This is a genomic window from Telluria sp. ZB2R32 (assembly GCF_059685715.1).
In genome coordinates, this window is sequence record NZ_JCASIG010000003.1 from 227,510 (window position 1) to 254,180 (window position 26,671).

28 protein-coding genes and 1 tRNA gene are annotated in these 26,671 nt (G+C 63.1%); 22 read left to right on the forward strand and 7 right to left on the reverse strand.

What is annotated here, in order from left to right; translation table 11 throughout:
- Nucleotides 1-12 precede the first annotated feature (12 nt).
- From trpA to AC56LG_RS10405, 10 genes are all read left to right on the forward strand, one after another.
- The gene (trpA, locus tag AC56LG_RS10360) at nt 13-813 is read left to right on the forward strand and encodes a tryptophan synthase subunit alpha (RefSeq protein WP_497166033.1); all 801 of its coding nucleotides are present in this window, start codon (nt 13-15) and stop codon (nt 811-813) included.
- 118 nt (nt 814-931) lie between these two features.
- A complete protein-coding gene (locus AC56LG_RS10365; RefSeq protein WP_497166034.1) occupies nt 932-1,207 on the forward strand; it encodes a hypothetical protein in 276 nt (91 codons plus the stop codon).
- Between the two features lie 242 nt (nt 1,208-1,449).
- Nucleotides 1,450-2,322, forward strand: coding sequence for an acetyl-CoA carboxylase, carboxyltransferase subunit beta (accD, locus tag AC56LG_RS10370; RefSeq protein ID WP_497166035.1), 873 nt, complete (start codon nt 1,450-1,452; stop codon nt 2,320-2,322).
- A gap of 76 nt (nt 2,323-2,398) precedes the next feature.
- The gene (gene folC, locus AC56LG_RS10375) at nt 2,399-3,697 is read left to right on the forward strand and encodes a bifunctional tetrahydrofolate synthase/dihydrofolate synthase (protein ID WP_497166036.1); all 1,299 of its coding nucleotides are present in this window, start codon (nt 2,399-2,401) and stop codon (nt 3,695-3,697) included.
- An 11-nt stretch (nt 3,698-3,708) separates the two neighbouring features.
- Nucleotides 3,709-4,713, forward strand: coding sequence for an SPOR domain-containing protein (locus AC56LG_RS10380; protein ID WP_497166037.1), 1,005 nt, complete (start codon nt 3,709-3,711; stop codon nt 4,711-4,713).
- A 13-nt stretch (nt 4,714-4,726) separates the two neighbouring features.
- Complete coding sequence (locus AC56LG_RS10385; RefSeq protein WP_497166038.1) at nt 4,727-5,215, forward strand: CvpA family protein; 489 nt, start codon at nt 4,727-4,729, stop codon at nt 5,213-5,215.
- 76 nt (nt 5,216-5,291) lie between these two features.
- Nucleotides 5,292-6,818, forward strand: a complete 1,527-nt coding sequence (purF, locus tag AC56LG_RS10390) for an amidophosphoribosyltransferase (protein WP_497166039.1) — start codon at nt 5,292-5,294, stop codon at nt 6,816-6,818.
- Between the two features lie 15 nt (nt 6,819-6,833).
- Nucleotides 6,834-8,075: a cystathionine gamma-synthase family protein gene (locus AC56LG_RS10395; protein ID WP_497166040.1), complete on the forward strand. Its 1,242-nt coding sequence runs from the start codon at nt 6,834-6,836 to the stop codon at nt 8,073-8,075.
- Nucleotides 8,076-8,170: 95 nt separating this feature from the next.
- Nucleotides 8,171-8,980, forward strand: coding sequence for a tetratricopeptide repeat protein (locus AC56LG_RS10400; RefSeq protein ID WP_497166041.1), 810 nt, complete (start codon nt 8,171-8,173; stop codon nt 8,978-8,980).
- Between the two features lie 63 nt (nt 8,981-9,043).
- Nucleotides 9,044-9,805, forward strand: coding sequence for a sel1 repeat family protein (locus AC56LG_RS10405; protein ID WP_497166042.1), 762 nt, complete (start codon nt 9,044-9,046; stop codon nt 9,803-9,805).
- A gap of 60 nt (nt 9,806-9,865) precedes the next feature.
- On the opposite strand, the gene lexA is transcribed toward AC56LG_RS10405, so the two are convergent.
- A complete protein-coding gene (gene lexA / locus AC56LG_RS10410) occupies nt 9,866-10,513 on the reverse strand; it encodes a transcriptional repressor LexA (protein ID WP_497166043.1) in 648 nt (215 codons plus the stop codon).
- 253 nt (nt 10,514-10,766) lie between these two features.
- Here lexA and rpsF point away from each other — a divergent pair, with 253 nt between their 5' ends.
- The 7 genes from rpsF (at nt 10,767) to AC56LG_RS10445 (ending at nt 15,583) form a co-directional block, all read left to right on the forward strand.
- Complete coding sequence (gene rpsF / locus AC56LG_RS10415) at nt 10,767-11,162, forward strand: 30S ribosomal protein S6 (RefSeq protein WP_497166044.1); 396 nt, start codon at nt 10,767-10,769, stop codon at nt 11,160-11,162.
- Nucleotides 11,163-11,210: 48 nt separating this feature from the next.
- Nucleotides 11,211-11,504 (forward strand): primosomal replication protein N, encoded by a 294-nt coding sequence (gene priB, locus AC56LG_RS10420; RefSeq protein ID WP_497166414.1) that lies wholly within the window; start codon nt 11,211-11,213, stop codon nt 11,502-11,504.
- Between the two features lie 33 nt (nt 11,505-11,537).
- Nucleotides 11,538-11,828, forward strand: a complete 291-nt coding sequence (gene rpsR, locus AC56LG_RS10425) for a 30S ribosomal protein S18 (RefSeq protein ID WP_056332995.1) — start codon at nt 11,538-11,540, stop codon at nt 11,826-11,828.
- Nucleotides 11,829-11,864: 36 nt separating this feature from the next.
- Nucleotides 11,865-12,317 (forward strand): 50S ribosomal protein L9, encoded by a 453-nt coding sequence (gene rplI, locus AC56LG_RS10430; RefSeq protein ID WP_497166045.1) that lies wholly within the window; start codon nt 11,865-11,867, stop codon nt 12,315-12,317.
- 141 nt (nt 12,318-12,458) lie between these two features.
- On the forward strand, nt 12,459-13,844 hold the full coding sequence (locus AC56LG_RS10435; RefSeq protein ID WP_497166046.1) for a replicative DNA helicase: 1,386 nt from the start codon (nt 12,459-12,461) through the stop codon (nt 13,842-13,844).
- Between the two features lie 77 nt (nt 13,845-13,921).
- Nucleotides 13,922-14,548 (forward strand): DUF47 domain-containing protein, encoded by a 627-nt coding sequence (locus tag AC56LG_RS10440; RefSeq protein WP_192050851.1) that lies wholly within the window; start codon nt 13,922-13,924, stop codon nt 14,546-14,548.
- A gap of 24 nt (nt 14,549-14,572) precedes the next feature.
- Entirely contained in the window at nt 14,573-15,583 is a 1,011-nt protein-coding gene (locus AC56LG_RS10445; RefSeq protein ID WP_497166047.1) for an inorganic phosphate transporter, read from the forward strand.
- Nucleotides 15,584-15,877: 294 nt separating this feature from the next.
- On the opposite strand, the gene AC56LG_RS10450 is transcribed toward AC56LG_RS10445, so the two are convergent.
- From AC56LG_RS10450 to AC56LG_RS10460, 3 genes are all read right to left on the reverse strand, one after another.
- Nucleotides 15,878-17,656, reverse strand: coding sequence for a PhoH family protein (locus tag AC56LG_RS10450; protein ID WP_497166048.1), 1,779 nt, complete (start codon nt 17,654-17,656; stop codon nt 15,878-15,880).
- Between the two features lie 234 nt (nt 17,657-17,890).
- Complete coding sequence (locus AC56LG_RS10455; protein WP_497166049.1) at nt 17,891-18,361, reverse strand: peroxiredoxin; 471 nt, start codon at nt 18,359-18,361, stop codon at nt 17,891-17,893.
- A gap of 167 nt (nt 18,362-18,528) precedes the next feature.
- The gene (locus AC56LG_RS10460) at nt 18,529-18,915 is read right to left on the reverse strand and encodes an Mth938-like domain-containing protein (RefSeq protein ID WP_497166050.1); all 387 of its coding nucleotides are present in this window, start codon (nt 18,913-18,915) and stop codon (nt 18,529-18,531) included.
- A 170-nt stretch (nt 18,916-19,085) separates the two neighbouring features.
- Between AC56LG_RS10460 and AC56LG_RS10465 the strand changes: the two genes are divergently transcribed.
- Together AC56LG_RS10465 and AC56LG_RS10470 are read left to right on the forward strand one after the other, a co-directional pair.
- Nucleotides 19,086-20,321, forward strand: coding sequence for a pyridoxal phosphate-dependent aminotransferase (locus tag AC56LG_RS10465; protein ID WP_497166051.1), 1,236 nt, complete (start codon nt 19,086-19,088; stop codon nt 20,319-20,321).
- A gap of 21 nt (nt 20,322-20,342) precedes the next feature.
- The gene (locus AC56LG_RS10470) at nt 20,343-21,662 is read left to right on the forward strand and encodes a homoserine dehydrogenase (RefSeq protein WP_497166052.1); all 1,320 of its coding nucleotides are present in this window, start codon (nt 20,343-20,345) and stop codon (nt 21,660-21,662) included.
- A 3-nt stretch (nt 21,663-21,665) separates the two neighbouring features.
- On the opposite strand, the gene AC56LG_RS10475 is transcribed toward AC56LG_RS10470, so the two are convergent.
- Nucleotides 21,666-21,866 (reverse strand): hypothetical protein, encoded by a 201-nt coding sequence (locus AC56LG_RS10475; RefSeq protein ID WP_497166053.1) that lies wholly within the window; start codon nt 21,864-21,866, stop codon nt 21,666-21,668.
- A 265-nt stretch (nt 21,867-22,131) separates the two neighbouring features.
- Between AC56LG_RS10475 and AC56LG_RS10480 the strand changes: the two genes are divergently transcribed.
- From AC56LG_RS10480 to AC56LG_RS10490, 3 genes are all read left to right on the forward strand, one after another.
- Entirely contained in the window at nt 22,132-24,018 is a 1,887-nt protein-coding gene (locus tag AC56LG_RS10480; RefSeq protein ID WP_497166054.1) for an MFS transporter, read from the forward strand.
- A 94-nt stretch (nt 24,019-24,112) separates the two neighbouring features.
- Nucleotides 24,113-24,189 (forward strand) — tRNA-Pro (locus AC56LG_RS10485).
- A gap of 172 nt (nt 24,190-24,361) precedes the next feature.
- The gene (locus AC56LG_RS10490) at nt 24,362-24,961 is read left to right on the forward strand and encodes an arsenate reductase/protein-tyrosine-phosphatase family protein (protein ID WP_497166055.1); all 600 of its coding nucleotides are present in this window, start codon (nt 24,362-24,364) and stop codon (nt 24,959-24,961) included.
- Here AC56LG_RS10490 and AC56LG_RS10495 read toward each other — a convergent pair.
- Both AC56LG_RS10495 and AC56LG_RS10500 read right to left on the reverse strand, forming a co-directional pair.
- The gene (locus AC56LG_RS10495; protein ID WP_497166056.1) at nt 24,958-26,046 is read right to left on the reverse strand and encodes a glycosyltransferase family 9 protein; all 1,089 of its coding nucleotides are present in this window, start codon (nt 26,044-26,046) and stop codon (nt 24,958-24,960) included. The genes AC56LG_RS10490 and AC56LG_RS10495 overlap by 4 nt on opposite strands.
- Entirely contained in the window at nt 26,030-26,659 is a 630-nt protein-coding gene (locus AC56LG_RS10500; protein WP_497166057.1) for a D-glycero-alpha-D-manno-heptose-1,7-bisphosphate 7-phosphatase, read from the reverse strand. Before AC56LG_RS10500 ends, AC56LG_RS10495 begins: the two co-directional genes overlap by 17 nt.
- Between the last annotated feature and the right edge of the window lie 12 nt (nt 26,660-26,671).

The window sequence follows — 26,671 nt, forward strand, 5'->3', positions numbered from 1 at the left end:
AGAGAACAAAGCATGTCCCGAATCGAACAAACCTTCGCCGCCCTGCGCGCGCAAAACAAAACCGGTCTCGTCACCTTCATCACCGCCGGCGACCCCGGTCCCGAGATGACCGTCCCGCTGATGCACGCGCTGGTCGCGGGCGGCGCCGACGTGCTGGAACTGGGCGTTCCCTTTTCCGATCCGATGGCCGAAGGCCCGGTCATCCAGCGCGCCTGCGAGCGCGCACTGACCTTCGGCATCGGCCTGGGCGATGTCTTCAACTACGTGCGCGAATTCCGCAAGACGAATAGCGACACCCCGGTCGTCCTGATGGGCTACGCCAACCCGATCGAACGCATCGGCCCCGACAACTTCATCGCCCGCGCCAGAGAAGCCGGCGCCGACGGCGCCATCGTCGTCGACTACCCGCCGGAAGAGTGCGAAGCCTTTGCCGACGCCATGCGCGCCAATGGACTCGACCTGATCTTCCTGCTGGCCCCGACTTCGACGCAAGAGCGCATCCGCCAGGTGGCGCGCTACGGCAGCGGTTTCAGCTATTACGTGTCATTGAAGGGCGTGACCGGCGCCGGCAGCATCGATACCGAGGACGTCGCGCGGCGCGTGGCCGCGATCCGCGAACACGTCAGCCTGCCGATCGGCGTCGGCTTCGGCATCCGCGATGCGCAGACGGCGAAGGCGGTGGCCTCGGTGGCGGACGCGGTCGTGATCGGCAGCCGCATCATCCAGGAGCTGGAGAATACGCCGAAGGAGGATGGCCCCGAAGCCGTGCGCGCCTTCTGCGCCAACATCCGCGCGGCGCTCGACGGCGCGTAAGGCCTGCGTACTGCTTTCTGCGTTCGCTCAACGGGACAACTGCGCCGTATGCATAGGGCGCCGCGTCGGATTACGGTACATTTAATTTCCGTATCCCAACATTTCATGGAGCCGTTGAATGAAGAAGCAGATCAAAAGCGTGTCGCTGGTCCAGAACGCGAAAGTAGTTGCAGCAATTTATCTCGTCATATCCCTGCCGCTTCTTGTGATCATGCTGGCAATCGGCGGCGTGGCAAATCAGGTGGGCATGTCGATGGCGGCCATGTGTGCTTTTGTGGCCGCCTATGCCGGTAGTGGTTTCATCTTCACGCTGATCGGGGCGGGAATCTACAACCTGGTCGCCGCGCGCGTGGGCGGCTTCGAAATCACGACCGCCGAGGTCAAAGAGGCTTGACCCCGTACGCGCTCGACGCGCGGCGCAGCACAGCCGGTCCCGGGAAACCGGCGCCGGCTTTTTTATTCGTGTGCGCGCTGTTTTACGGCTGGTGTATAACTTCCTTTGCGATGCCGTCGGCAGGGCGGGGTCCTGATGAGAGAGCTCAGGAACAATTGATTGCCAGACAAGCAAGCGGTGACAAGCCCGGCGCTAGCGGCTACACTACGCCCCATTCCAGAAACGCCGCACAGGAGAAGAACATGAGTTGGTTGGAAAAACTGCTGCCCCCACGAATCCAGCGCTCCGATGCCGCCAACCGCAAGACCATGCCCGAGGGCCTGTGGGTCAAGTGCCCGTCGTGCGAAGCGGTGCTCTACCGCGCCGACCTCGAGTCGAACCTGCACGTCTGCCCGAAATGCGACCACCACATGCGCATCCGCGCCCGTGCCCGCCTCGACGCGCTGCTCGACGAAGGCGGCCGCTATGAAATCGGCCAGGAAGCGCTGCCGGTCGATACCCTGAAGTTCAAGGACAGCAAGAAGTATCCGGATCGCCTGAAAGCGGCGATGGACGCCACCGGCGAGACCGATGCGCTGATCGTCCAGGGCGGTTCGATCATGAGCCTGCCGGTCGTGGTGGCCTGCTTCGAATTCGAATTCATGGGCGGCTCGATGGGCTCCGTCGTCGGCGAGCGTTTCGCGCGCGGCGCCCAGATCGCCCTCGAGCAGAAAGTGCCGTTCATCTGCATTACCGCCACCGGCGGTGCGCGCATGCAGGAAGGCTTGCTGTCGCTGCTGCAGATGGCGAAAACCACTGCCATGCTGACCAAGCTGTCGGAGAAAAAACTGCCGTTCATCAGCGTGCTGACCGACCCGACCATGGGCGGCGTCTCCGCCTCGTTCGCCTTCATGGGCGACGTCGTGATGGCCGAGCCAAAAGCGCTGATCGGCTTTGCCGGCCCGCGCGTGATCGAAAACACCGTGCGCGAAAAGCTGCCGGAAGGTTTCCAGCGCGCCGAGTTCCTGGTGCAAAAGGGCGCCGTCGACATGATCGTCGACCGCCGCAAGATGCGCGAAGAAATCGCGCGCCTGCTGGCCCTGCTGCAGAACCAGCCAGCCGAAGTCATCGCGTAACTAGCGTCTAACATGCCCACGGCCGACTGTCCGCAATGCGGGCCGTCGGCCGTTCGTCCTTCAAAAGTCCTCGCACATGTCTACTCTTCCTACTACCTTGCCCGCCTGGCTGGCCCTGCTCGAATCGCGTCACGCCGAAACCTATATCGACATGGGCCTGGACCGCGTGCGCGCCGTCAAGGAGCGCATGGAACTGGCGTTCACCTGCCCGGTCATCATGGTTGCCGGCACCAACGGCAAGGGCTCGACCTGCGCGATGCTCGAATCGGTCCTGCTGCACGCCGGCTACCGCGTCGGCCTCTACATCAAGCCGCACTTCCTCGACTTCAACGAGCGCGCCCGCATCAATGGCGAGATGGCCAGCGACGCGGTGCTGGTCGAAGCCTTCGACTTCGTCGAAGCCCAGCGCGGCGACATTTCGCTGACCTATTTCGAATTCACCACGCTGGCGATCATGCACCTGCTGTCGAAAGCGGGCGTCGACGTGGCGATCCTGGAAGTCGGCCTGGGCGGGCGCCTGGACGCGGTGAACGTGATCGACGCCGACGTCTCGATCGTCACCAGCATCGACATCGACCATTCGGCCTACCTGGGCGAGACGCGCGAGGAAATCGGCTTCGAAAAGGCGGGCATCTTCCGCGCCGGCAAAGTCGCGATCTGCAGCGACCCGCTGGCGCCGCAATCGCTGATCCAGCATGCGAGCGACATCGGCGCCGACCTGTGGCTGATCGGGCGCGATTTCAATTACCAGGGCGACCAGCAGCAGTGGAGCTATGGCGGTCGCACCCAGCGCCGCAATTCGCTGGCCTATCCGGCCCTGCGCGGCGCCAACCAGCTGTTGAACGCCTCGGCCGCGCTGGCCGCACTCGAAGCGCTGCGCATGCAATTGCCTTGCGGCGCGCAGGAAGTGCGATCGGGCCTGGCGCTGGTCGAATTGCCGGGCCGCTTCCAGGTGCTGGCGGGACGCCCGACCACGGTGCTCGACGTCGCCCACAATCCGCATGCCTCGGCCACGCTGGCCCAGAACCTCGGCAACATGGGCTTTCACCGCTATACCTATGCCGTGTTCGGCATCATGGACGACAAGGACATCGCCGGCGTGATCGCGCCGATGGCCGGCCTGATCGACCACTGGTGCCTGGCCGACCTGCCGTCGCCGCGCTCGGCCAAGAGCAGCGCCCTGGCCGAAAAAGTCGCCGCATTGCGCCCCGCGGGCGCGAAAGAGGCCGATTTTTCGGTGTCCAGCTTTGCCGAACCGGCGGCCGCATTCGCAAATGCGATGAGCCGTGCCGAGGAGAATGATAGAATTGTGGTCTTTGGCTCGTTCTACACCGTTGCCGGCGTGATGGCCGCCCGAAAAAACTCTCTTCACTGACATACAGACGCATGGGCTTGTTCTCGATTTTCAGCAAAAACAAGCAAGATACCGCCCAGGACAGTGGCCGTTTTTCCCGCGACGACGACGAGCTCGGCCGCCAGGCCCGGGCCAGGCGCGCGTCGCATGCCAACCAGGCCAATGAAAGTGGGCAGGGCGGTTCGCGCCGCAGCCGCAGCGGTGGCGACCCCATGCTGCCGGAAAAGAAGCGTGCACGGCGCCGCCTGGTCGGGGCGGTCGCATTGGCGCTGGCCGCCGCGGTCGGCTTGCCGATGCTGCTCGACTCCGAGCCGCGGCCGCTGAACGGCGACATCGCCATCCAGATTCCATCGAAAGAAAAAGCGCCCGCGCTGCCGTTGCCGGCCAGCCCGGTGCCGGCCGCCGAGAGCGTCGACCAGGACGAGGAAATCATCGCGCCGCCGCCGGAGACGCCTGCGCCCCGTTCTGCCGCCACGCCGGTTGCCCGTATGCCGGTGGAGGACGAACCTGCGCCGCTGGTGTATGACGAACCCGCCATCAAGCCGGCCAAGCCCGAGCCAAAAGTCGTCGAACACAAGCCCGAACCCAAGCCTGTCGAGCACAAGCCGAAGCCGGAGCCCAAGCCCGTCGAGCGCAAGGTAGTCGAAAAGCCGGCTGAAAAGCCGCCGGTCAAGAAGCCTGAAGAAAAGCCCGTTGCGCCCAAGGCGAAGGACAGCGAAGCGGCCCGTGCCCTGGCGCTGCTAGAAGGTAAGCCTGCGGCCAAGCCGGCCGAATCGCACCCGCGCGTCGAGGACAAGGCCGAAGCCAAGTCCGAAGCCCATCAGCGCTTTGTGGTCCAGGTCGCCGCCCTCGCCACCCAGGAAAAGGTCGACGAACTGCAGGCACGCCTGCGCGCCGGCGGCATCAGTTCCTTTACGAAAAAGTCCGGCGCCCTGATCAAGGTGCAGGTTGGTCCGTTCGGCAGCCGCGAAGAAGCCGACCGCACCAAGGCCAAGCTCGGCAGCCTGGGCCTGGGCGGGTTCCTGGTACCGGTTTGATGTTTCAGGTACTGTGACGATTTTCGATTACCTGGTGTTGTTCGTGCTAGTGGCTTCGGTTGTGATCAGCACCATGCGTGGTTTAGTAAAAGAAATCCTGTCCCTGGTGGGGTGGGTCGTCGCCTTTGTCGTCGCCAACGCCTATGGTGCGCGCCTCGCGCCGCTGTTGCCGGATATGATTCCGGGCGACACGGCGCGGCTGATCGCGGCCTTCGTGGTCCTGTTCCTCGGCGTGCGCATCCTGATGGGTTTGTTGTCGCTGGCGATCGGCGCCCTGATCGACGCCGCCGGCCTGGGCCTGGCGGACCGCGGCCTCGGCGGCCTGTTCGGCCTGGCGCGCGGGATTGTAATCGTGCTGGCCGCCGTCATATTGTGTTCGATGACCGCCATCCCCCAACAAGCTTTCTGGAAAGACGCGCTGTTGTCCCCACTGGCCGAGGCCGGCGCGCGCACCGTCAAGCCATTTCTCCCTGATGCGCTGGCGCAGCACATAAAGATGTGAACCATCCGTTTTGAGTTTTCGATTTACATTCCCGATTTACCTTTCTGTTACTGCATTCAGTTCTTAGGAGCGCACCATGTGTGGCATCGTCGGCGTCGTCTCGCAAACCCCCGTCAATCAATTGTTGTACGACGCATTGCTGCTGCTGCAGCACCGCGGCCAGGACGCGGCAGGGATTGCAACCAATCACAGCAGCATGTTCGCAATGTACAAGGCCAACGGCCTCGTACGCGACGTGTTCCGCACCCGTAACATGCGCTCGCTCCATGGCAATACCGGTATCGGCCACTGCCGCTATCCGACCGCCGGCTCCTCGAGCGAGGAAGAAGCGCAGCCGTTCTACGTGAACGCCCCGTTCGGCATCACGCTCGCGCACAATGGCAACCTGACCAACCAGGCCGAGTTGAAAGAAGCGCTGTTCCGCAACGACCGCCGCCACATCAACACCAATTCCGATTCGGAAGTGTTGTTGAACGTGCTGGCCCACGAAATCCAGGAAGCGGCCAACGGGTATTCGCTCGACGCCGAAGCCGTCTTCAAGGCGGTCGGCATCGTGCACCGCCGCGTGCGCGGTGCCTATGCCGTCGTCGCGCAAATCGCTGGTCATGGCATGCTTGCCTTCCGCGATCCGTACGGCATCCGTCCGCTGTGCCTGGGCATGAACGAGGGCGAGAACGGCATCGAATACATGGTTGCCAGCGAATCGGTGGCGCTCGAAGGCAGCGGTTTCCGTTTCCTGCGCGACATCGCGCCGGGTGAAGCCGTGTTCATCGGCGAAGACGGCAGCTTCCACGAGCGCCAGTGCGCCGAGAATCCGTCGCTCAATCCGTGCGCCTTCGAATATGTGTATCTGGCGCGTCCGGACTCGGTGATCGACGGCGCTTCGGTGTATGCCACGCGCTTGAAGATGGGCGAATATCTGGCCGACAAGATTCGCAAGGAAATCCCGGTCGAGGAAATCGACGTCGTGATGCCGATTCCCGATTCGTCGCGTCCGGCCGCGATCCAGCTGGCGCTGAAACTCGGCGTCGAGTACCGCGAAGGATTCATCAAGAATCGCTATATCGGCCGTACGTTCATCATGCCGGGGCAAGGCATGCGCAAGAAATCGGTGCGCCAAAAGCTCAACGCCATCGGTTCCGAATTCAAGGGCAAGAACGTCCTGCTGGTCGACGATTCGATCGTGCGCGGCACCACCAGCCGCGAGATCGTGCAGATGGCGCGCGAAGCGGGCGCCCGCAAAGTGTTCTTCGCCTCCGCCGCGCCGCCGGTGCTGTTCCCGAACGTCTACGGCATCGACATGCCGACCCGCGAGGAATTGATCGCCTACGGGCGCACGGTGGAAGAAGTGTGCGCCGAAATCACGGCCGACCGCCTGGTCTACCAGGACGTCGACGCCCTGAAACGGTCGATTTCGGACGTGAATCCGGCGCTGTCGAATTTCGAGGCTTCGTGCTTCGATGGCGTGTACGTCACCGGCGACGTCACCCCGGCCTACCTCGACAACCTGGAGCGCGCGCGTCATAACGGCGGCAAGGGTGTTTCCCAGGAAGACGTGGTGCGCACCCAGCTGAACCTCAATCCCGCGGTTCCCGCCGAATAAAGGACTGGAACGCACATGAGCGACAAGAAAACCTACGGTTTCACCACCACGATTTTGCACAACGACCGCCGCAAGGCGATCGAGCAGGGTTCGTTGCACAAGCCCGTCCATACCTCGGTCGCGTTCGGCTACAACGATGCGCGCCAGCTGGCCTCGGTGTTCCAGGGCAAGGAGCCGGGCTTCCGCTACGGCCGCCAGGGCAACCCGACGGTGGCGGCGCTCGAAGACAAGATCACCCGGATGGAAGACGGCGTCGCGTCCTTGTGCTTCGGCACAGGCATGGCGGCCATCGGCGCGCTGTTCCAGGCGCTGCTGAAAGAGGGCGACCACATCGTCTCCTCGAGCTTCCTGTTCGGCAACACCAACAGCTTGTGGCAGACGGTGGCGGGGCAGGGCGCCGACGTCGACTTCGTCGATGCCACCGATGCGGCCAATGTCGAGGCGGTGCTGAAGGAAAACACACGCCTGGTGTTCGTCGAGACGATCGCCAATCCGCGCACCCAGGTGGCCGACCTGGCGCGCATCGGCGAACTGTGCCGCGCGCGTGGCATCCTGTACGTGGTCGACAACACCATGACCACGCCGTATCTGTTCCGTCCGAAAGCGGTCGGCGCCGGACTGGTCGTCAATTCGCTCACCAAATCGATCGCCGGCCACGGCATCGCCCTCGGCGGCGCGCTGACCGACACCGGCCTGTACGACTGGAGCGCTTTCCCCAACATCGCCGCCAACTTCCGCAAGCAGCCGCCGGCCGCCCAGGGCATGGCGCAATTGCGCGCGAAAGCCCTGCGCGACTTCGGCGCCGCCCTCGGACCGGAAGCGGCGCACCACATCGCCGTCGGCGCCGAAACCCTGGCGCTGCGCATGGAACGCACTTGCGCCAACGCGCTGGCGCTGGCGCGCATGCTGGAGAGCGACGAGCGTGTCTCCGCCGTTCACTATCCTGGCCTGGCCTCGCATCCGCAGCATGGCTTGACGAGCGAGCTGTTCCGCTCGGCCGGCTCGCTGCTCAGTTTCGAGTTGCGCGCGGATATCGACCCGTTCGATTATCTGAACCGCCTGCAATTGGCGATCCCCGCCAGCAACCTGGGCGACACGCGCACGCTGGTGATTCCGGTGGCGCACACGATCTTCTTCGAGATGGGGGCCGAGCGCCGCGCCAGCATGGGCATTGCCGAGTCGCTGATCCGGGTTTCCGTGGGCATCGAGGATACGCAGGATCTGCTGGAAGATTTCCGCGCGGCGCTCGGCGCATGAGCCCTGCATCGCGCCTGATGTTTCGCTTGTAACAAGAATTGCATAATGCATACCGGCGTTTTACCATGAACTTCTAAACATTCATTGGAGGTGGTATGCGCCGGATCCTGCTTTCCTTGTTGCTCGTCAGCTCTGCCGCGCTGGCGGACGATATGGCCGATGCAAATAGATACCTGATGGCGAACGAGTTCGGCAAGGCCTTGCCGCTCTACACCCGGCTGGCCAATGCCGGCAATGCCGACGCCCAGTTCCGTCTCGGCGAAATGGTGTGGTTCGGCGACGGCACTCCACAAGACCTGGAAGCCGCCCGGCGCTGGTTCGAGAAATCCGCCGCGGGCGGCAACGCCGACGCCAGGGAAGCCCTCGCGGCCCTCGAGCGCCGCAAGACGCGTGGCGGCGAGATCGCCTATTGGACGGGCCAATACGATGGCGCCGACCTGCGTTCCGGCCAGTTCGCCTGCCCATCTCCTGTCATTCCCGCCGTATCGACCACCAATGCCGATGTCGGCGCCACCCGCACGGCAATCGAGGGCTGGCGCATTTGCTATAACGGTTTTGTTGCCAACCTGAACGCGACGGCGCCGATCGCAAAGCGCATTCCCGCCGACGTGCTCGACATGATGACCCCGCGCGAAATCGAGAGCGCACGCACGCACATCGAGTCGGTCTACCGGACTGTGCTGACCCAGAGCGAACGCGACGCGGACACCGTGAAGCGGCAGCAGCTTGCATGGGAATCGGCGACGGGCCGCTACGTCAAGGAAGAAAACGAGCGCACCGAGCGCGCGACCCGCGAAGAGACGCGTCTTATCGTCGACAATCAGCGGCGCCAGATGGAACAGTTGCGTACATTTAACCCACCACCGCCGCCAGCGCCGGTAGCCCCATCCAATAGCGGGCGCTGACGTCAAGGTTGAGTCGGGCGGGGCTGCGGGGTATTATCGTGCATTCGAGCAAACCTGTTCCCCATGAAAAAACTCCTGCTGTCGCTGGCATTCTGCCTTGCCATTCCCGCCCACGCCGACGAACTTGCCGACGCCAACGCCCTGTTGGCGCGTAAGGCTGTTCCCGAGGCGATGCGTCTCTACACCAAGCTCGGCAATGCCGGTAACCCCGCCGCCCAGCAGCGCCTGGGCGAGCTCTACCTGAGTGGCGAAGCCGGCCAGGTCGACGAGGAGAAGGCGGCGGCCTGGTTCGCCAAGGCGGCCGCCAAAGGCAACACCGGCGCCGCCGCCAGCCTGGAGCGCATCAAGGCGCGCACGGCGCAGCGTGCCGAGATCGAGCATTGGGTCAAGCGCTACGATGGCGAAGACATCAAGGCGGGCCTTTCCCGCTGTGTCGTCCCACGGCTGCCGGCGGTATCGAAGCAGAACGACGAGATCGATCGGATCGCGGCGCGTATCGAGAAGTGGCAAACCTGCTACAACGACTATATCGCCACCCTGAACGCGGCTGAACCGTTGGCGAAACGCATGCCGGCCGCGATCGCCGCGCTGCTCACGCCCGCCGAAACGGCGGCGGCAACGGCCCGTTTCGACGAGGTATTGGCCTCGGCCAAGGAAGAAGCCCGTATCGGCGCCAAGCTGGCACTGGCAGACATCGCCGCCTGGCGCAGTGCCACCGATGCGTATGTGAAGGAACACAACGCCATCGTCGGCACCGCGCCATCCGAAGAGCGGGCGCGCGATATCGAGGCGCGCAAGCGCAACTACGCCCCGTCGGGCAGATAGGAAACACCAAAGGAAAAGGCCGCTGACGCGGCCTTTTTTGTCATGTAGGTGCGGAAGCGGTCAGTGCCAGCTGCGCATCAAGCCCACTGCCAGGCCTTCGAGCGCGAACTCGTCGCCCGGTTCGACGCGGATGACCGTGAAGTCCGGGTTTTCCGGCAGCAGTTCGATCGTTTCGCCGGTCTTGCGATAGCGCTTGACGGTGACGTCGTCGCCGATGCGGGCGACCACGATCTGGCCATTCTTGGCGCTGTCGATCTTTTTGACGGCGAGGAAGTCGCCATCCATGATGCCGGCGTCGCGCATCGACCAGCCGCGCACCTTCAGCAGGAAGTCGGGACGCGCGCCGAACATGGCCGGGTCGATGTTGTAGGTGGCTTCGACGTGTTCCTGCGCCAGGATCGGCGAACCCGCCGCCACGCGGCCGACCAGCGGCAGCGACATCAGCAGGGCGGCCGGGACGTGCGGCACCGGCAGCGGCGCCGGTGTGCTTGCCGGGGCGCCGATCAGTCGGATGCCGCGCGAGGTGCCGGAGACGATTTCGATGGCGCCTTTGCGCGCCAGGGCTTGCAGGTGTTCTTCGGCTGCGTTGGCCGACTTGAAGCCCAACTCCCTGGCGATTTCGGCGCGGGTCGGCGGAAAGCCGGTATTGTCGATCGCTTCCTTGATCAGGTTGAGGATCTGTTCTTGCCTTGCGGTGAGCTTGAGCATGGTGTTACGGCATGGTTGTATGAGTAGACTGTATTTTTGTACAGTATTTAGGGGAATGCAAGGGGAATTCTGATTATTTGTCACGCACTGTGCGATTCCTGCCCGGCAAGTGTCGCGCAGGGACGACGGCTTGCCGGAGTTCGCCGGTGATTGCGCCAATGCCGTAGTCGCGCTATAATTGCCGGCTTTCCCTTCCCACACTCGTCTTGACGCCGAGGTGGGCATTTGTTTAAACGTCCTCAAGGAGTGTTGCATGCGTCATTATGAAATCGTTTTTATCGTCCACCCGGACCAAAGCGAGCAAGTCCCGGCGATGATCGAGCGTTACAAGGCCAGCGTCACCGCGCGCGGCGGTAACATCCATCGCGTCGAAGACTGGGGCCGTCGCCAGATGGCTTACTCGATCCAGAAGCTGCCGAAGGCACACTACATCTGCATGAACATCGAGTGCGACAACGAGACCCTGGTCGAGCTGGAAACCGCATTCAAGTTCAATGATGCCGTGCTGCGTCATCTGACCGTGAAGATGAAGAAAGCTGAAACCGCTCCATCGCCAATGATGAAGTCGGTCCAGCGCGAAGACGCGGCCAAGAGCCACCGCTCGGAAGCCCCAGCGGCTGCCGCAGCTTCAGCCCCAGCTGCTGCCTAATTTTTTTGCCAGGAAGCGTGAACGGGCCGCGTGCCCCGCGTTGAAGAAGTGAACCAGTTACAAGTCGTCGCCACCATCGCTGAACGCGACGTACTGCGCTACACCCCCGCCGGCGTGCCGGTTGTCTCGGCGATCCTGATGCACAGTTCGCAGCAGGTCGAGGCAGGGGTCGAGAGGCTGGTCCAGTTCGAAATTTCCGCGTTCGCCGCGGGTGAGATTTCGGGCCGCTTCGCCAGCGCGGAATTGGGTGCCGCCCACCAGTTCACGGGATTCCTGGCCAAAAAGAATCGCAACAGTAAAGCCCTGGTGTTTCACATCATTGATTTCAGTGCCGCCGCTTAATTAGCGGCCACCATTTAGATACAGGAGCCTCAAATGGCATTCGGTAAAAAGTTCGACAAAAACAAGGCCAAAGAAAAACTGAAGCGCAAACAGCAGAACCCGCTGTTCAAGCGCAAGAAATTCTGCCGCTTCACCGCTGCAAACGTGGAACAGGTCGATTACAAAGACGTCGACACCCTGAAGGACTTCGTCCAGGAAAACGGCAAGATCATGCCAGCACGTCTGACCGGCACCAAGGCGCACTACCAGCGTCAGGTCGATACCGCGATCAAGCGCGCACGCTACCTCGCGCTGCTGCCGTACACCGACCTGCACAACGCTTAATCGCGTCGTACAGTTCAGAACATCCTGGAGAAAAATATGCAAGTTATCCTTTTGGAAAAAGTTGTTAACGTCGGCAACCTGGGCGACGTGGTCAAGGTCAAGGACGGTTACGCACGTAACTTCCTGATCCCGCAAAAGATGGCCCGCCGTGCTACCTCGTCGGCTGTTGCCGAGTTTGAAGTCAAGCGCGCCGAGCTGGAAAAAGCTGCAGCCGAAAAGCTGTCGGCTTCGCAAGCCCAGGGCGACAAGCTGAACGGCATGACCATCACCATCGCCCAGAAAGCCGGCGTTGACGGTCGCCTGTTCGGTTCGGTCACCAACTTCGACATCGCCGAAGCGCTGACCAAGCAAGGCTTCGCAGTCGAAAAAGCACAGGTTCGCCTGCCGACCGGTCCACTGAAGACCACCGGCGAGCACCCAGTTGCCGTCGCACTGCATACCGACGTCGTCGTGGAAATCACGATCGCTGTCGTCGGCGAAGCTGCTTAATCAGCACAACTGAGCAGCACAGCCGAGTACACGCAACACCTTGTTGCGTAAAAGGAAAAGCCGGGTTCGCCCGGCTTTTTTTATGCGTGGAAACTAACCAATTATTTCAGCCGTGTGACGGGAGGGGTTATAATGCCCGCCATGAATACCCCCGCAGATCCGCAAATCGAATCGCTGCGCATTCCCCCGCATTCCATCGAAGCAGAGCAGTCCGTCATCGGCGGTCTCCTGCGCGATAATGCGGCCTGGGACCGCATTGCCGACTTCATGCACGCGGACGATTTTTATCGCTACGACCACCGCATCATCTTCGAACAGATGGTGCGCCTGATTAACAGCGGCAAGCCGGCCGACGTGATTACCGTCTACGAGGCCATGGTCTCGCTCGGCAAAGCCGAAGACGTGGGCGGCCTCCAGTACCTGAACGCGATGGCGCAGAACACGCCGTCCGCCGCCAACATCCGCCGCTACGCCGAGATCGTGCGCGACCGCGGCATCCTGCGCAAGCTGATCACCGTCGCCGACGAAATTTCCGGCAACGCGTTCAATCCGCAAGGCAAGGAAGTCAAGCAGATGCTTGACGAAGCCGAATCGAAGATCTTCGCCATCGCCGAGTCCGGCGCCCGTGGCGCCCAGGGCTGGAATCCGATCCAGCCGCTGCTCACGCAGGTGGTCGAGCGCATCGACGAACTGTACTCGCGCGAGAACCAGGGCGAAATCACCGGCGTGCCGACCGGCTTCATCGACCTCGACCGCATGACGTCGGGCCTGCAGCCGGGCGACCTGGTGATCGTCGCCGGCCGTCCGTCGATGGGCAAGACCGCGTTCTCGGTGAACATCGGCGAGAACGTCGCCATCGAAGCCGGCCTGCCGGTCGCCGTGTTCTCGATGGAGATGGGCGGCGCCCAGCTGGCCATGCGTATGCTCGGTTCGGTCGGCCAGCTCGACCAGCACCGCCTGCGTACCGGCCGCCTGAACGACGAGGATTGGCCGCGCCTCACGCACGCGATCCAGAAGATGAACGATGCCCAGCTCTACATCGACGAGACGCCGGCATTGAATCCGATCGAGATGCGCGCACGCGCGCGCCGCCTCGCGCGCCAGTGTGGCAAGCTCGGCCTTATTATCGTCGACTACCTGCAGCTGATGCAGGGTAGCCAGCCGGGCGACAACCGGGCGTCCGAGATTTCCGAGATCTCGCGTTCGCTCAAGGGCCTGGCGAAAGAATTGCATTGCCCGGTGATCGCGCTGTCCCAGCTGAACCGCTCGCTGGAACAGCGTCCGAACAAGCGTCCCGTGATGTCCGACTTGCGCGAATCCGGCGCAATCGAGCAGGATGCGGACGTGATCATCTTCCTGTATCGCGACGAGGTTTACAACCCCGACTCGCCCGATAAAGGTACCGCCGAAATCATTATCGGCAAACAGCGTAACGGTCCGATCGGCGCGATTCGCCTGACCTGGATCGGCCAGTACACCAAGTTTGGCAACTACAGCGGTAACCTCGCCGTTTATCAAGGCGATTAAGCCGCCAATGCGCCGTCGCCGGGACCAGTGGTCCCGGCCCCTCGCAGTCCCAAGAGTTTTATCACGGAGAATCTTTAATGTTTGGACGCCTGATGCCCACCGAGGGCAAGTTTTTTGATTTGTTCAACCAGCACGCCGCGCTGTGCGTGAAGGGTGCGCAAGAAATGGTTGGCCTGATGACCAACTTCGACGACCTGGAAACCCGCACGCACGCCGTCGAAAGCATCGAAAAGCAGGCGGACAAGGTCACCTACGCCACGGTCGACCTGCTGCACAAGACCTTCATCACCCCGATCGACCGCGACGACATCCACAAGCTGATCACGCGCATGGATGACATCCTCGACATGATGGAAGACGCGGCCCAGACCATCTCCCTGTACGACCTGCACGCCGTCACGCCGGAAGCCAAGCGCCTGGCCGAGCTGTGCCTGTCCTGCTGCGAGCGCGTGCAAGCCGCCGTCGGCCTGCTGCACGACATGGGCAATGCCCAGAAGATCGTCGCCATCTGCGAAGAAATCGACCGCCTGGAATCGGACGCGGACCACGTGATGCGCGCCGCCATGAGCAAACTGTTCCGCGACGAACCGGACGTGCGCAACCTGATCAAGATGAAGGCGATCTACGAGATTCTCGAGACCGTCACCGATCGCTGCGAAGATGTCGCCAACATCATCGAAGGCATCATCGTCGAGAACGCGTAACGTCCGCGCAGAACAAGAATAATCATGGAACATTTAACGATCAGCATTTATGTGCTGGGTCTGCTGGTGCTGCTCGCACTGGTCTTCGACTTCATGAACGGCTTCCACGACTCGGCGAACGCGATCGCGACCGTCGTCTCGACCGGCGTGCTCAAGCCCCAGTCGGCCGTCGCGATGGCCGCCTTCTTCAACTTCATCGCCATTTTCGTGGTCAGCATGAAGGTGGCGCAAACGATCGGCAAGGGCACGATCGATCCGCACGTGGTGGACCATTACGTGATCTTCGGGGCCCTGGTCGGGGCCATCGTCTGGAATATCATTACCTGGTACTACGGCATCCCGTCGTCGTCCTCGCACGCGCTGATCGGCGGCCTGGTCGGCGCCGCGGTGGCGAAATCGGGCACCGGCGCGCTGGTCGCGGCCGGCCTGTGGAAGACCGTCATCTTCATCGTCGTCGCTCCCTTGCTCGGCTTCGTGCTCGGGTCGATCATCATGCTGCTGGTGTCCTGGATCTTCGTGCGATCCACGCCGCGCAAGGTCGACGTCTGGTTCCGCCGCCTGCAGCTGGTGTCGGCAGCCGGCTATTCGCTCGGCCACGGCGGTAACGACGCGCAAAAGACGATGGGCATCATCTGGATGCTGCTGATCGCATCCGGCCACGTCAGCCCGACCGACACCCTGCCACCGGCCTGGGTCATCATCTCCTGCTATGCGGCGATCAGCTTCGGCACGCTCTTCGGCGGCTGGCGCATCGTGAAAACCATGGGCCAGAAGATCACCAAACTGAAACCGGTCGGCGGCTTCTGCGCCGAAACCGGCGGCGCGATGACCCTGCTGATGGCAAGCTTCTGGGGCATCCCGGTCTCGACCACCCACACCATCACCGGCGCCATCGTCGGCGTGGGCGCCTCGCAAAAGGCTTCGGCCGTGCGCTGGGGCGTGGCGGGCAGCATCGTCTGGGCCTGGATCTTCACCATACCGGCATCGGCCTTCATGGCGGCGGTGGCGTGGTGGATCGGTACCCACATCATGTAATGACGTTCTTGCGAACGTAAAAACGCCCGGCCTTTGTGCCGGGCGTTTTTGTTTTTGCTCGCGACCGTGGCGTACCGTAGGGTGGGCACTTGTGCCCACGCGGTCCGGGGCGTGACCGGTGGATGCTCATGCAAATGATTGAATCGCTTGCTGTGCCGCTGATGATGGGCCGCCGTTATATCAACCGGTGATCCGCGTGGGCACAAGTGCCCACCCTACGGTGCGCATCTGCCGTAGAGATAAAAAAAGCCTGCGGGCCGTCCGGCGCGCAGGCTTTTGGAAAGCGAAAACCGCTTACAACACGTCGCTCGCGTGATCCGCCAGGCGCGAACGCTCGCCGCGCGCCAGCGTCACGTGCCCGCTGTGCGACCAGCCCTTGAAGCGGTCGACCACATAGGTCAGGCCGCTCGAGCCTTCGGTGAGATATGGCGTGTCGATCTGCGCGATGTTACCCAGGCACAGGATCTTGGTGCCGGGACCGGCGCGCGTGACCAGCGTCTTCATCTGCTTCGGCGTCAGGTTCTGCGCCTCGTCGATGATCAGGAACTTGTTCACGAAGGTACGGCCGCGCATGAAGTTGAGCGACTTGATCTTGATGCGCGAACGGATCAGGTCCTGCGTTGCCGCGCGGCCCCAATCGCCGGCGTCGGAGTCGGTCTTGTTGAGCACTTCGAGGTTGTCGTCGAAGGCACCCATCCATGGCGACATCTTTTCTTCCTCGGTACCCGGCAGGAAGCCGATGTCCTCGCCCACCGGCACCGTCACGCGGGTGACGATGATCTCGTTGTAGAGCTTGGTTTCCAGCACCTGCGCCAGGCCTGCGGCCAGCGCCAGCAGGGTTTTACCGGTACCGGCCTGGCCCAGCAGGGTGACGAAATCGCACTCCGGGTTCATCAACAAGTTCAGGGCGAAATTCTGCTCGCGGTTGCGCGCGGTGATGCCCCAGACGCTGTTCTTGGTATGGCTGTAGTCGCGCAGCACCTGGAACACGGCGGTCTTGCCGTTGATCTCTTTTACTTGCGCATACAGTGGCGCCTCGCCGCCAGAGGGCTCGAGGAAAACGAACTGGTTGGTCAGCAGGCTCGGGATGAACGGGCCGGTTACGCGGTAGAACATCGCGTTGTTGCCGTTCTTGTTTTCCTGCCACGACTCCATGTTCTTGCTGTGCTTGTCCCAGAAATCGTCCGGCAGCTGGACGATGCCCGAATACAGCAGGTCGGTGTCTTCCAGCACGTGGTCGTTGAAATAATCTTCGGCCGGCAAGCCCAGCGCACGCGCCTTGATGCGCATGTTGATGTCCTTCGACACCAGCACGATGGCGCGTTCCGGCTGCTCGGCGGCCAGCGCTTTCACCACACCCAGGATCTGGTTGTCGGCCTTGCCGACCGGCAGGCCTTCGGGGAGCAGGGGACCGCTTTGCAGCCTGGTCTGGAAGAACAGGCGGCCCTTGGCATCCTTGTTGCCGAGCTTGGCCAGTTCGATGCCCGACTCGATGCCGTCGTCGTCGATGTCGGCGATCAGGGCGTCGAGCGTGCGCGAAACCTGGCGTGCATTGCGCGCGACTTCCGACATGCCCTTCTTGTGGTCGTCGAGTTCTTCGAGCGTCATCATCGGCAGGTAGACGTCGTGTTCCTCGAAGCGGAACAGGCTCGTTGGATCATGCATCAGCACGTTGGTGTCGAGTACGAACACCTTGGTCTTGCCGGAGCGGTCGGCCTTGCGGCTGGTGGACGACTTGACGTTGACCTCGACCGGCTTGTGCTTGGCTGGATGCGGTTCGTCCTGGTCGGTTTCCTTGAGCTTGGCGACGGTGCCGGTCTCGGCATGCGCTGGCCAGGTCGACGTTTCGCCCTTTGGTGCAGGCACGGCGGCCAGCGGCGCGGCCTTTCCCTTGCGCGCACGGCTCGATTTGGAGGCGGGTACGGCTTTACCGCTGATCAGGTCTTCGACGGGATCGGCTTCGGCCGGCGCTGCGGCAACGGCGCGCACGGGAGACTTGCCGGGTTCGGCTTTCGGGTATTCGTTCACCGGCAGCAATGTGGCCGGCTTGGTTGGCATTTTTGGTAGTGGCATCAGGTTCTCAATCTAATAAAGTGGAGGACGCTCGCGCCAGTGCGTAAGCAGCACTGGCGGGCGGAGTAGATGCAACTGAGGTAAAGAAACTTGCGAACTGCACTTGCGAAAGGCGCGGGCCAGGGCCGCAAAGAGCGGCGTGGCAGGCAGCCAGGTTGGAGTGATGCTGATCTAAAACGGGTTGACTCAAAATAACGGGGTTCGTCCAGTAAGTTGGTGCACTGGAGCCATAATTTACGGCTGGCTCTTCACAAATTCGAGCACTTCATCGACGTGATCAGCGACCTTCACGCCACGCCATTCTTTCACCAATCGGCCGTGAGCGTCAACGACAAACGTACTGCGCTCGACCCCCCGTACCTGCTTGCCGTACATCATTTTGTTCTTCATGACGCCAAACTGGTTGCACATCTGTTCTTCGGGGTCGGAGATCAGTTCGAAGGGCAGGCCGAGCTTGGACTTGAAGCCTTCGTGCGAGCGCAGCGAATCGCGGCTGATGCCATACACTTCGGCGCCGGCGGCCACGAACTCGTCGTGCTTGTCGCGGAAGGCCATGCTCTCGGTGGTGCAGCCGGGGGTATTGTCCTTGGGGTAGAAATACAGCACCGTATATTTGGCTGGACGTCCCGTGAACTGGAAGGTCTGGTCGCCGGTCATGGCGGCGGAAAAGTTCTCTACGGTTGCTGCGCTGGGGCTGTCGGCCACGGGGTTCTCCTGGACTGGTGGGGCAGGATCGGCCTCGTGCCATCCTGCATAGCGCTCATGATAATCAAGCATTGGCGCCGATGCCAGTCTGGCATGCCGAACTGTCAAGCGCCAACCCGATATGCGGGCGCAACGCGGCCATTCAATAGGGCGCTGCGTCGCCCGTATCAGGCGGTTGCAGCGGCGTCGATGATCAGTGCCAGCGTCACCTTGCGGCCTTCCCCCATCAGGACGTTGTAGGTGCGGCAGGCGGCCTGGCTGTCCATCGACTCGACGCCGATGTGCTGCGCCGACAGGGCCTGGATCAGGCGCGGATGCACGAAGCGCTGGCGTTCGCCGGTGCCGAGGATGACGACGTCGGGTGCGTCGGCCGCGATCTGCTCGAAGTGCGCGGCCTGCAAATCCTCGAAGCGGGTCACGTCCCACGGGCGCGGCGGGACTTCCGGCATCACCAGCAGGCTGTGGTTGAAGCGCTCGGCGTTGATTTCCACGCCCGAGGCATCGTAGCCGGTGACGGTCTGGTATTGCTGGGTGCTGTCGGAATGAAGTTTCATGGCATTGCTGGGTGAGGGCGAATGGGCTGCCATTGTAACCTTTCTGTCACTTTTGCCCCGCATGCGCGCGGGGCGGGGCGAAGGTTGCGCAAATCGGTCGCTTTCGGCAGAATGGTATTTTTCGCACTGCAACATGCAGGCGGCAGTAGCTGACAAAAAGGGTGATAAATTTGCGACCGATTCTCAAATCGAACAAGCTCGACGATGTCTGCTACGAGATCCGTGGCCCGGCCCTGGCCCAGGCGCGCCAGATGGAAGACGACGGCCACAAGATCATCAAGCTCAATATCGGCAACCTTGCCGTCTTCGGTTTCGATCCGCCCGACGAAATCATGCAGGACATGATCCGCAACATGCACGGCGCCGCCGGCTATACGGATTCGAAGGGCCTGTTTGCGCCGCGCAAGGCGGTGATGCATTACACCCAGCAAAAGAAAATCGCCGGCGTCGGCATCGACGACATCTATCTCGGCAATGGCGCCTCCGAACTGATCGTCATGGCGATGCAGGGCCTGCTGAATAACGGCGACGAAGTGCTGGTACCGGCGCCGGATTATCCGCTCTGGACCGCCGCCGTCAGCCTGGCCGGCGGCGCGCCGGTGCACTACATCTGCGACGAAGGGGCCGGCTGGATGCCGGACATCGCCGACATGCGCAAAAAGATCACGCCCAACACGCGCGCGATCGTCGTCATCAACCCGAACAACCCGACCGGCGCCCTGTATCCGCGTGAAATCCTGCTCGAGATCGTTGAGCTGGCGCGCCAGCACAGCCTGATCGTCTATGCCGACGAGATCTACGACAAGGTGCTGTACGACGGCGCCCGCCACGACTCGATCGCCTCGCTGGCCGACGACGTGCTGTTCGTGACCCTGAATGGCCTGTCGAAGAATTACCGCTCCTGCGGCTACCGCGCCGGCTGGATGGTGGTCTCGGGTGAAAAGCGCCATGCCAAGGATTACATCGACGGCCTCAACATGCTGGCCTCGATGCGCCTGTGCGCCAACGCCCCCGGCCAGTTCGCGATCCAGACCGCACTCGGCGGCTACCAGAGCATCGACGACCTGGTCGGCCCCGGCGGGCGCCTGCTCAGGCAGCGCGACCTTGCCCACAAGCTGTTGACCGATATTCCGGGCGTTACCTGCGTCAAGCCAAAAGCGGCGCTGTACATGTTCCCGCGCCTGGACCCGGCGATGTACCCGATCGCCGACGACCAGCAGTTCATCTGCGAACTGCTGGGCGAGGAAAAGGTATTGCTGGTGCAGGGCACCGGCTTCAACTGGCACTCGCCCGACCACTTCCGGCTGGTGTTCCTGCCCAATTCCGACGACCTGACGGACGCTTGTGCGCGCATCGCACGCTTCCTCGACGGTTACCGACGGCGCGCATCGACAACCCTGCGCTGACAACCCATCATCTAGAAGACCATGAAACCCATCAAAGTTGGCCTCCTCGGCATCGGCACCGTCGGTGCCGGCACTTTTAATGTGCTGCAACGCAACCAGGAAGATATCCGCCGCCGCGCCGGCCGCGGTATCGAGATCACGATGGTTGCCGCCCGCAATACCGAACGTGCCGCGCGCCTGACCGGCGGACATTGCCAGATCGTCGACGATCCCTTCCAGGTCGTCGACAGCCCGGACGTCGACATCGTCGTCGAACTGATCGGCGGCTACGAATTGCCGCGCGAACTAGTGCTGCGCGCCATTGCCAACGGCAAGCACGTGGTCACCGCCAACAAGGCTTTATTGGCACTGCACGGCAACGAACTCTTTGCCGCCGCCCAGGAAAAGGGCGTGATGGTTGCCTTCGAAGCGGCCGTCGCCGGCGGCGTGCCGATCATCAAGGCGCTGCGCGAAGGCTTGACCGCGAACCGCATCGAATCGGTGGCCGGCATCATCAACGGCACCACCAATTTCATCCTGTCCGAAATGCGCGACAAGGGCCTCGATTTCGGCGTTGTCCTGAAGCAGGCCCAGGAACTCGGCTATGCCGAAGCGGACCCGACCTTCGATATCGAAGGCGTGGACGCGGCCCATAAACTGACCCTCATGTCGGCGATCGCCTTCGGCATCCCGGTACAGTTCGACAAGGCCCACGTCGAGGGCATCAGCGCGCTGCAGGCGGTCGACATCCGCTACGCCGAACAGCTCGGCTACCGCATCAAGCTGCTCGGCATCACGCGCCGCGCCACGGTCGACGGCGTCGAGGGCATCGAATTGCGCGTGCACCCGACCCTGATCCCGGCCGCACGCCTGATCGCCAACGTCGAAGGCGCCATGAACGCCGTGCTGGTCGAAGCCGACGCGGTCGGTTCCACCCTGTATTACGGCAAGGGCGCCGGTTCCGAGCCGACTGCCTCGGCGGTGATCGCCGACCTGGTCGACGTAACGCGCCTGGCCACGGTCGACCCGTACTGCCGCGTGCCGCACCTGGCCTTCCAGCCGAACGAGATGACGGACGTGTCGATCCTGCCGATGGCCGACATCACGACCAGCTACTACCTGCGCGTGCGCGTAAACGACCAGCTCGGCGTGATGGCCGACCTGACGCGCGTGCTGGCCGATGCCGCCATCTCGATCGACGCCGTGCTGCAAAAGGAAACCCGCGGCGACGAGCATACCGACATCATCATGATCACCCACGAGACGCGCGAGAAGCAGGTCGACGCGGCGATTGCCCGCATCGAGGCGCTCGCTTCGGTGGTGGGGAAAGTGATCCGGATCAGGCTGGAGACACTGAGCTAAGATCTACCTCCTGTGCCCGTCCGCGGCGGGCGGGTGACTTCCCCCGATCAGGAAGTCGAGGGCAAATTCGTCGACGGTAGGGGCGGGCATGCCGTCCTCGCCGTCGAGCGAAGCGGTGGTGAGGTCGAGCAGCGCGTGCTCGATGTCGTCGTACGGCGCGTCAGGCGCGTCGCGCAGGATGGTGGGGAGCTTGTGCGAATTCATCCGAGCATTCTACTCACGCTGCGCTGCACAACAAGCAGTCGACACTTTACCTTTGCGGTCCATCAACAGGGTTTCCTGCGCTCACTCCAATTGCTTTTGTGGAACAACGGCGAGAAATCGGTAATGGTGCGTTTCCTGCTACCGTTCGTCTTACTGTGCAATACTTTGCGCTAGCATCACAGCCTGATGATTTTAGGCAACATAAAGATTGTAGCGCGCTCCTCCCTGTTGTAAATTACGCATCTCTCCACCACGGGCCACCTTCATGAGCCAGTCGAGCCAATTTTCCCTGTTGTCCCAGCGCCGCTTCGCGCCGTTCTTCTGGACCCAGTTTCTCGGCGCCTTCAATGACAACCTGTTCAAGACCGCGCTACTGGTTGCCCTGACCTACGACGCACTGTCCTGGACCACGCTCGATCCCGGCTTGTTGAACAACCTGATCCCGGGCCTGTTCATCCTGCCCTATGTCGTGTTTTCCGCCACCGCCGGCCAGATCGCCGACAAGGTGGAGAAGGGCAGGCTGGCGCGCTTCGTCAAGCTGCTCGAAGTAGCCATCATGCTGGTGGCCGGCATCGGCTGGCTGACGCATACCCTGTGGCTCCTGATCGCGGCCGTGGTCGGCATGGGCGTGCATTCGACCCTGTTCGGGCCGGTGAAATACGCCTACCTGCCGCAGCACCTGAAATCGGAAGAACTGGTCGGCGGCAACGGCGTGGTCGAGATGGGTACTTTTGTCGGCATCCTGCTGGGCGAAGTGGCGGGCGCCTTGCTGGTGGCCCATAAACCCTTCGGCATCGAACTCGTCGCCGGCGCCAGCCTGCTGATGGCGTTGATTGGCCTGGCGGCCAGCTGGCGTATCCCGGCCTCGCCGCCGCCAGTGCCTGAGCTGAAGATCAACTACAACTTCGTAACCGAGTCGGTGCGCAACCTGCGCTTCTCGAGCGGCAACCGCACCGTGTTCCTGTCGATGCTGGGCAATTCCTGGTTCTGGTTCTACGGCGCCCTGGTGCTGTCGCAATTCCCGGTATATGCCAAGAATTACCTGCACGGCGACCACAGCGTGTTCGTGCTGCTGCTGACCGTGTTTTCGCTCGGTATCGGCGTCGGTTCGCTGCTGTGCGAAAAACTGTCCGGCCGCAAGGTCGAGATTGGCCTCGTGCCCTTCGGCTCGATCGGCCTGTCGCTGTTCGGCATCGACCTGTATTTCGCCAGCATGGCCTATACCAACACGGCCACCGTCGACGCTTTTGCTCTCGTGGCCCAGCCGGGCGCGCTGCGCATCCTGGCCGACCTGGTCCTGATCGGCATCTTCGGCGGCCTGTTCATCGTGCCGCTGTTTGCGCTGATCCAGACCCGCTGCGACCCGAAGCACGTCTCGCGCACGATCGCCGGCATGAACATCCTGAACGCCCTGTTCATGGTGGCCGCCGCCGGCGTCGCCATCCTGCTGCTGGGGCAGGGCTTCTCGATCCCGGAAATGTTCCTGATTACGGCCCTGCTGAACGCCGCGGTGGCGATCTACATCTTCTCGCTGGTGCCGGAATTCCTGATGCGCTTCCTGGCCTGGCTGCTGATCCACACCATCCACCGCGTCAACACGGTCGACGTCGAACGCATTCCCGACGACGGGCCGGCGGTGCTGGTCTGTAACCACGTCAGCTATGTCGACGCGATCGTCATCGGCGCGGCCAGCCCACGCCCGATCCGCTTCGTGATGGACCACCGCATCTTCAAGACGCCGTTCCTGGGCTGGATCTTCCGCACCGCGAAAGCGATCCCGATCGCCCCGAGCAAGGAAGACCCGTTCATGATGGAGCGCGCCTATGTCGACATCGCCGAAGCCCTGCACCAGGGCGACCTGGTCTGCATCTTCCCCGAAGGCAAACTGACGACGACGGGCGAGATGAACGAATTCCGCGGCGGCGTCGCGAAAATCGTCGAGCGCAGCAAGGTGCCGGTGATCCCGATGGCGCTGCGCGGCCTGTGGGGCAGCGTGTTTACGCGCGATCCGGGCAACCTGTTCGAGCGTTCGTTCTCGCGCGGCCTGCGCTCGAAGCTGGCGCTGGCGGTCGGCATGCCGGTCAAGCCGCAGGAAGCGACGCCCGAGTACCTGTACGAGCAGGTACGGGTGCTGCGCGGGGACTGGAAGTAGGGTGTGGACGCCGGCGCCTGCGTCTCGGCACTTGTCCTGGCTATCACAAAAACCTGAGAAAAATTTTCGGCCTCGGGTATAATGGCTGACTAGTCGGGGCGTAGCGCAGCCTGGTAGCGTACGTGCATGGGGTGCACGGGGTCGGAGGTTCGAATCCTCTCGCCCCGACCAAAGAATCAAACGAAAAAGGCCAATCTTCGGATTGGCCTTTTTCGTTGGCGCAGCCGTCATGAGCGCATTGCCCCGGCACCCTTGACTATCCATGTGCGTGTCACGAAACCGTAACGATCCGGTAACACAAGCGCTTTACCCTTCTGACTACTCTGGATGGTAAAGGAATGCGATGAATACATGGATCGATCGCCGTTACGGCACCTCACGCGGACTGGTCCGGGCGCTGCTCGGCCAGCTCGAACTTGCAACGGGGCGGTTGCGGCCGTTCGCCTTGCGGCGGCCGGACCAGGTGCGGCGGGTCGTGTTCGTATGTAGAGGCAATATCTGCCGCAGTGCCTTTGCCCACCACGAGGCGCTGAAATACGGGATGAACGTCGCCTCGTTCGGCCTGTCGACCAGCACCGGCCGTCGCTGCCCGGCCGCGATGATTGCGGCCGCCGCACGCGCCGGCGTCGACCTGGACGCGCACCGGGCGCGTTCCTGGACCAGGTTCGAGGTGTGCAGCGGCGACTTGTTCCTGGTGACGGAAGTTCGCCAGGCACACGAACTGCGCCGGCTCCTCGGCGCGCGCGACGACGTGCAGGTGTGCCTGCTCGGCATGTGGTGCACGCCAGCCATGCCGCACCTGCATGACCCCTATAAGCTCAACGATGCTTATCTGGACCGCTGCCTCGAGCGCATCGGCCAGGCGGTACGCAAGCTGGGCGCCGAGCTGGCGGCCGTGCCCACGCTGGCAGAGTACAAATACAGCAGCAGGAAACCGGCTTAGGTCACCGCCGCTGGCCTGGTCCGCCAGCGTTCTGTCTGCTTGAGCAGGTTGCACACGGCATCGGTGATGCGCGCCGGCTGGTCCGTTCCCTCGTCATGCCTGGTGCCGAGGCCCTCGCCTTCCTCCATGTCGAGGCTGAGCATGCGGCCCGGCACTTTCCAGGGCGTTTGCTCCAGGCCGGCCGCTGCGTCGAGGCAAACGACGGGTGTGCCGACGGCGGCCGCCAGGTGGTTCGTGCCTGGGTCCTTGCTGAGCAGCAGCGACGCCTGCGCCAGCAGGGCGCCGAGTGCGCCAATGCCTAACTGCCCGGCGAGCGAATGCACGCGCGCGTCGAGTGGGAACGCAAGCGCCTCGATCAATGCCATCTCGCGTGGGCCGCCGGCCAGCACCAGCGGACAAGCGATGCGTTCGTGCAGTGTGCGGATCAGTGCGTTCCATTGCTGCGGCGACCAGCGCCTGGCCCGGGCGCCGGCGCCGGGATGCAGCAGCAGCCAGCGGCCGGCCGGATCGATGCCGGCCGCCTGCAGGCGCGTGCGCACCTGCGCCAGGTCTGTATTGGCTGGCACGAAGGCAAGCCGCTCGTCGGCGATCTCGGCGCCGAGGCGGCGTACCAGGTCGAGCTGGCGTTGCACCGGGTGGCGCAGCAGGGCGCCCGGCTCCGGGTCGGCGATCCAGTGCGTCAGCAGCCCGGACGGATCGTCGCGGCAGCAGGCGGCGCGCAGGGGGATGCCGGCGAGCTGGCACAGCAGGGCTGCAGGCAGGGCGCTGGCGTTGCGGTTCGCAAAAATGACGGCGCCGTCGAAGCGCTGCGCCCCGAGCGTGGCGATCCAGTCGAGGTGGGCGGAAGGCGGCGCCGGCGCGCCGTTGTTCATCCATGGGGCTTCGTAGGCGAGCACGGCATCGACGTCGGGCAGATACGGGCCGACGGCCGCCCCGGAAGGCGAGGCCAGCAAGGTCACCCTGCGCCCCGGACATTGCGCGCGCAGGGCGCGCAGCGCCGGCGTACACAGCAGGACGTCGCCGGGCGAACCCAACTGCACGCACAGCAGGTGCGCCGCACGGTTCCAGTCAGTCGTCATGGTCATGCTCATCGTCGTTATCATGCGCATGGTGGTGGCCGGCAATCAGGACGGCGGCGGCGTACAGGTCGGGCGCCATGCGGGTGGGGATGCGGCGCGGCCCGAGCCGCCATTCGGTTTCGACGCCATTGTCGAGCAGTACGGTACGGCAGCCGGCACGATTGCCGGCCTCGACGTCGTGCAGGACATTACCGATCATCCAGGAGGCGCGCAGGTCGATGCCGTGCTCGAAGGAAGCTTTCAACAGCAGGCCGGGCAGGGGCTTGCGGCAATGGCATTCGACGGCATACGGCGCAACGCTGCCCAGCGGATCGTGCGGGCAATAATAAAAGCCGTCGAGGCTGAGGTTTTCGCGAAACAGCAGGTCGGTCAGGCGATCGCTCACGCCATGCATCGTCGCCTCCGGCAAGCGTCCCTGGGCGATGCCCGCCTGGTTGCAGACAACAAATAAACGGTAGTCGAGCCGGGCCAGCAGGCGCAGGGCCGGGCCGGCGCCGCTGCTGAGGCGGATGCGGCGCGGCTCCAGGCGCCGCTCTTCCTGCCATCCTGCGCGCATGTGCGCATCCTGCGCCAGGTTGTCGACCAGCGCGCCGTCCTTGTCGAGAAAAATCGCTTTCATGCGCAAACCACC

What these genes read in the sequence shown, in the direction of transcription:
- trpA (WP_497166033.1), top strand. Translation starts at nt 13, where the DNA reads ATGTCCCGAATCGAACAAACCTTCGCCGCCCTGCGCGCGCAAAACAAA.
- AC56LG_RS10365 (WP_497166034.1), top strand. Translation starts at nt 932, where the DNA reads ATGAAGAAGCAGATCAAAAGCGTGTCGCTGGTCCAGAACGCGAAAGTA.
- accD (WP_497166035.1), top strand. Translation starts at nt 1,450, where the DNA reads ATGAGTTGGTTGGAAAAACTGCTGCCCCCACGAATCCAGCGCTCCGAT.
- folC (WP_497166036.1), top strand. Translation starts at nt 2,399, where the DNA reads ATGTCTACTCTTCCTACTACCTTGCCCGCCTGGCTGGCCCTGCTCGAA.
- AC56LG_RS10380 (WP_497166037.1), top strand. Translation starts at nt 3,709, where the DNA reads ATGGGCTTGTTCTCGATTTTCAGCAAAAACAAGCAAGATACCGCCCAG.
- purF (WP_497166039.1), top strand. Translation starts at nt 5,292, where the DNA reads ATGTGTGGCATCGTCGGCGTCGTCTCGCAAACCCCCGTCAATCAATTG.
- AC56LG_RS10395 (WP_497166040.1), top strand. Translation starts at nt 6,834, where the DNA reads ATGAGCGACAAGAAAACCTACGGTTTCACCACCACGATTTTGCACAAC.
- AC56LG_RS10400 (WP_497166041.1), top strand. Translation starts at nt 8,171, where the DNA reads ATGCGCCGGATCCTGCTTTCCTTGTTGCTCGTCAGCTCTGCCGCGCTG.
- AC56LG_RS10405 (WP_497166042.1), top strand. Translation starts at nt 9,044, where the DNA reads ATGAAAAAACTCCTGCTGTCGCTGGCATTCTGCCTTGCCATTCCCGCC.
- lexA (WP_497166043.1), bottom strand. Translation starts at nt 10,513, where the DNA reads ATGCTCAAGCTCACCGCAAGGCAAGAACAGATCCTCAACCTGATCAAG.
- rpsF (WP_497166044.1), top strand. Translation starts at nt 10,767, where the DNA reads ATGCGTCATTATGAAATCGTTTTTATCGTCCACCCGGACCAAAGCGAG.
- rpsR (WP_056332995.1), top strand. Translation starts at nt 11,538, where the DNA reads ATGGCATTCGGTAAAAAGTTCGACAAAAACAAGGCCAAAGAAAAACTG.
- rplI (WP_497166045.1), top strand. Translation starts at nt 11,865, where the DNA reads ATGCAAGTTATCCTTTTGGAAAAAGTTGTTAACGTCGGCAACCTGGGC.
- AC56LG_RS10435 (WP_497166046.1), top strand. Translation starts at nt 12,459, where the DNA reads ATGAATACCCCCGCAGATCCGCAAATCGAATCGCTGCGCATTCCCCCG.
- AC56LG_RS10440 (WP_192050851.1), top strand. Translation starts at nt 13,922, where the DNA reads ATGTTTGGACGCCTGATGCCCACCGAGGGCAAGTTTTTTGATTTGTTC.
- AC56LG_RS10445 (WP_497166047.1), top strand. Translation starts at nt 14,573, where the DNA reads ATGGAACATTTAACGATCAGCATTTATGTGCTGGGTCTGCTGGTGCTG.
- AC56LG_RS10450 (WP_497166048.1), bottom strand. Translation starts at nt 17,656, where the DNA reads ATGCCACTACCAAAAATGCCAACCAAGCCGGCCACATTGCTGCCGGTG.
- AC56LG_RS10460 (WP_497166050.1), bottom strand. Translation starts at nt 18,915, where the DNA reads ATGAAACTTCATTCCGACAGCACCCAGCAATACCAGACCGTCACCGGC.
- AC56LG_RS10470 (WP_497166052.1), top strand. Translation starts at nt 20,343, where the DNA reads ATGAAACCCATCAAAGTTGGCCTCCTCGGCATCGGCACCGTCGGTGCC.
- AC56LG_RS10475 (WP_497166053.1), bottom strand. Translation starts at nt 21,866, where the DNA reads ATGAATTCGCACAAGCTCCCCACCATCCTGCGCGACGCGCCTGACGCG.
- AC56LG_RS10480 (WP_497166054.1), top strand. Translation starts at nt 22,132, where the DNA reads ATGAGCCAGTCGAGCCAATTTTCCCTGTTGTCCCAGCGCCGCTTCGCG.
- AC56LG_RS10490 (WP_497166055.1), top strand. Translation starts at nt 24,362, where the DNA reads ATGAATACATGGATCGATCGCCGTTACGGCACCTCACGCGGACTGGTC.
- AC56LG_RS10495 (WP_497166056.1), bottom strand. Translation starts at nt 26,046, where the DNA reads ATGACCATGACGACTGACTGGAACCGTGCGGCGCACCTGCTGTGCGTG.
- AC56LG_RS10500 (WP_497166057.1), bottom strand. Translation starts at nt 26,659, where the DNA reads ATGAAAGCGATTTTTCTCGACAAGGACGGCGCGCTGGTCGACAACCTG.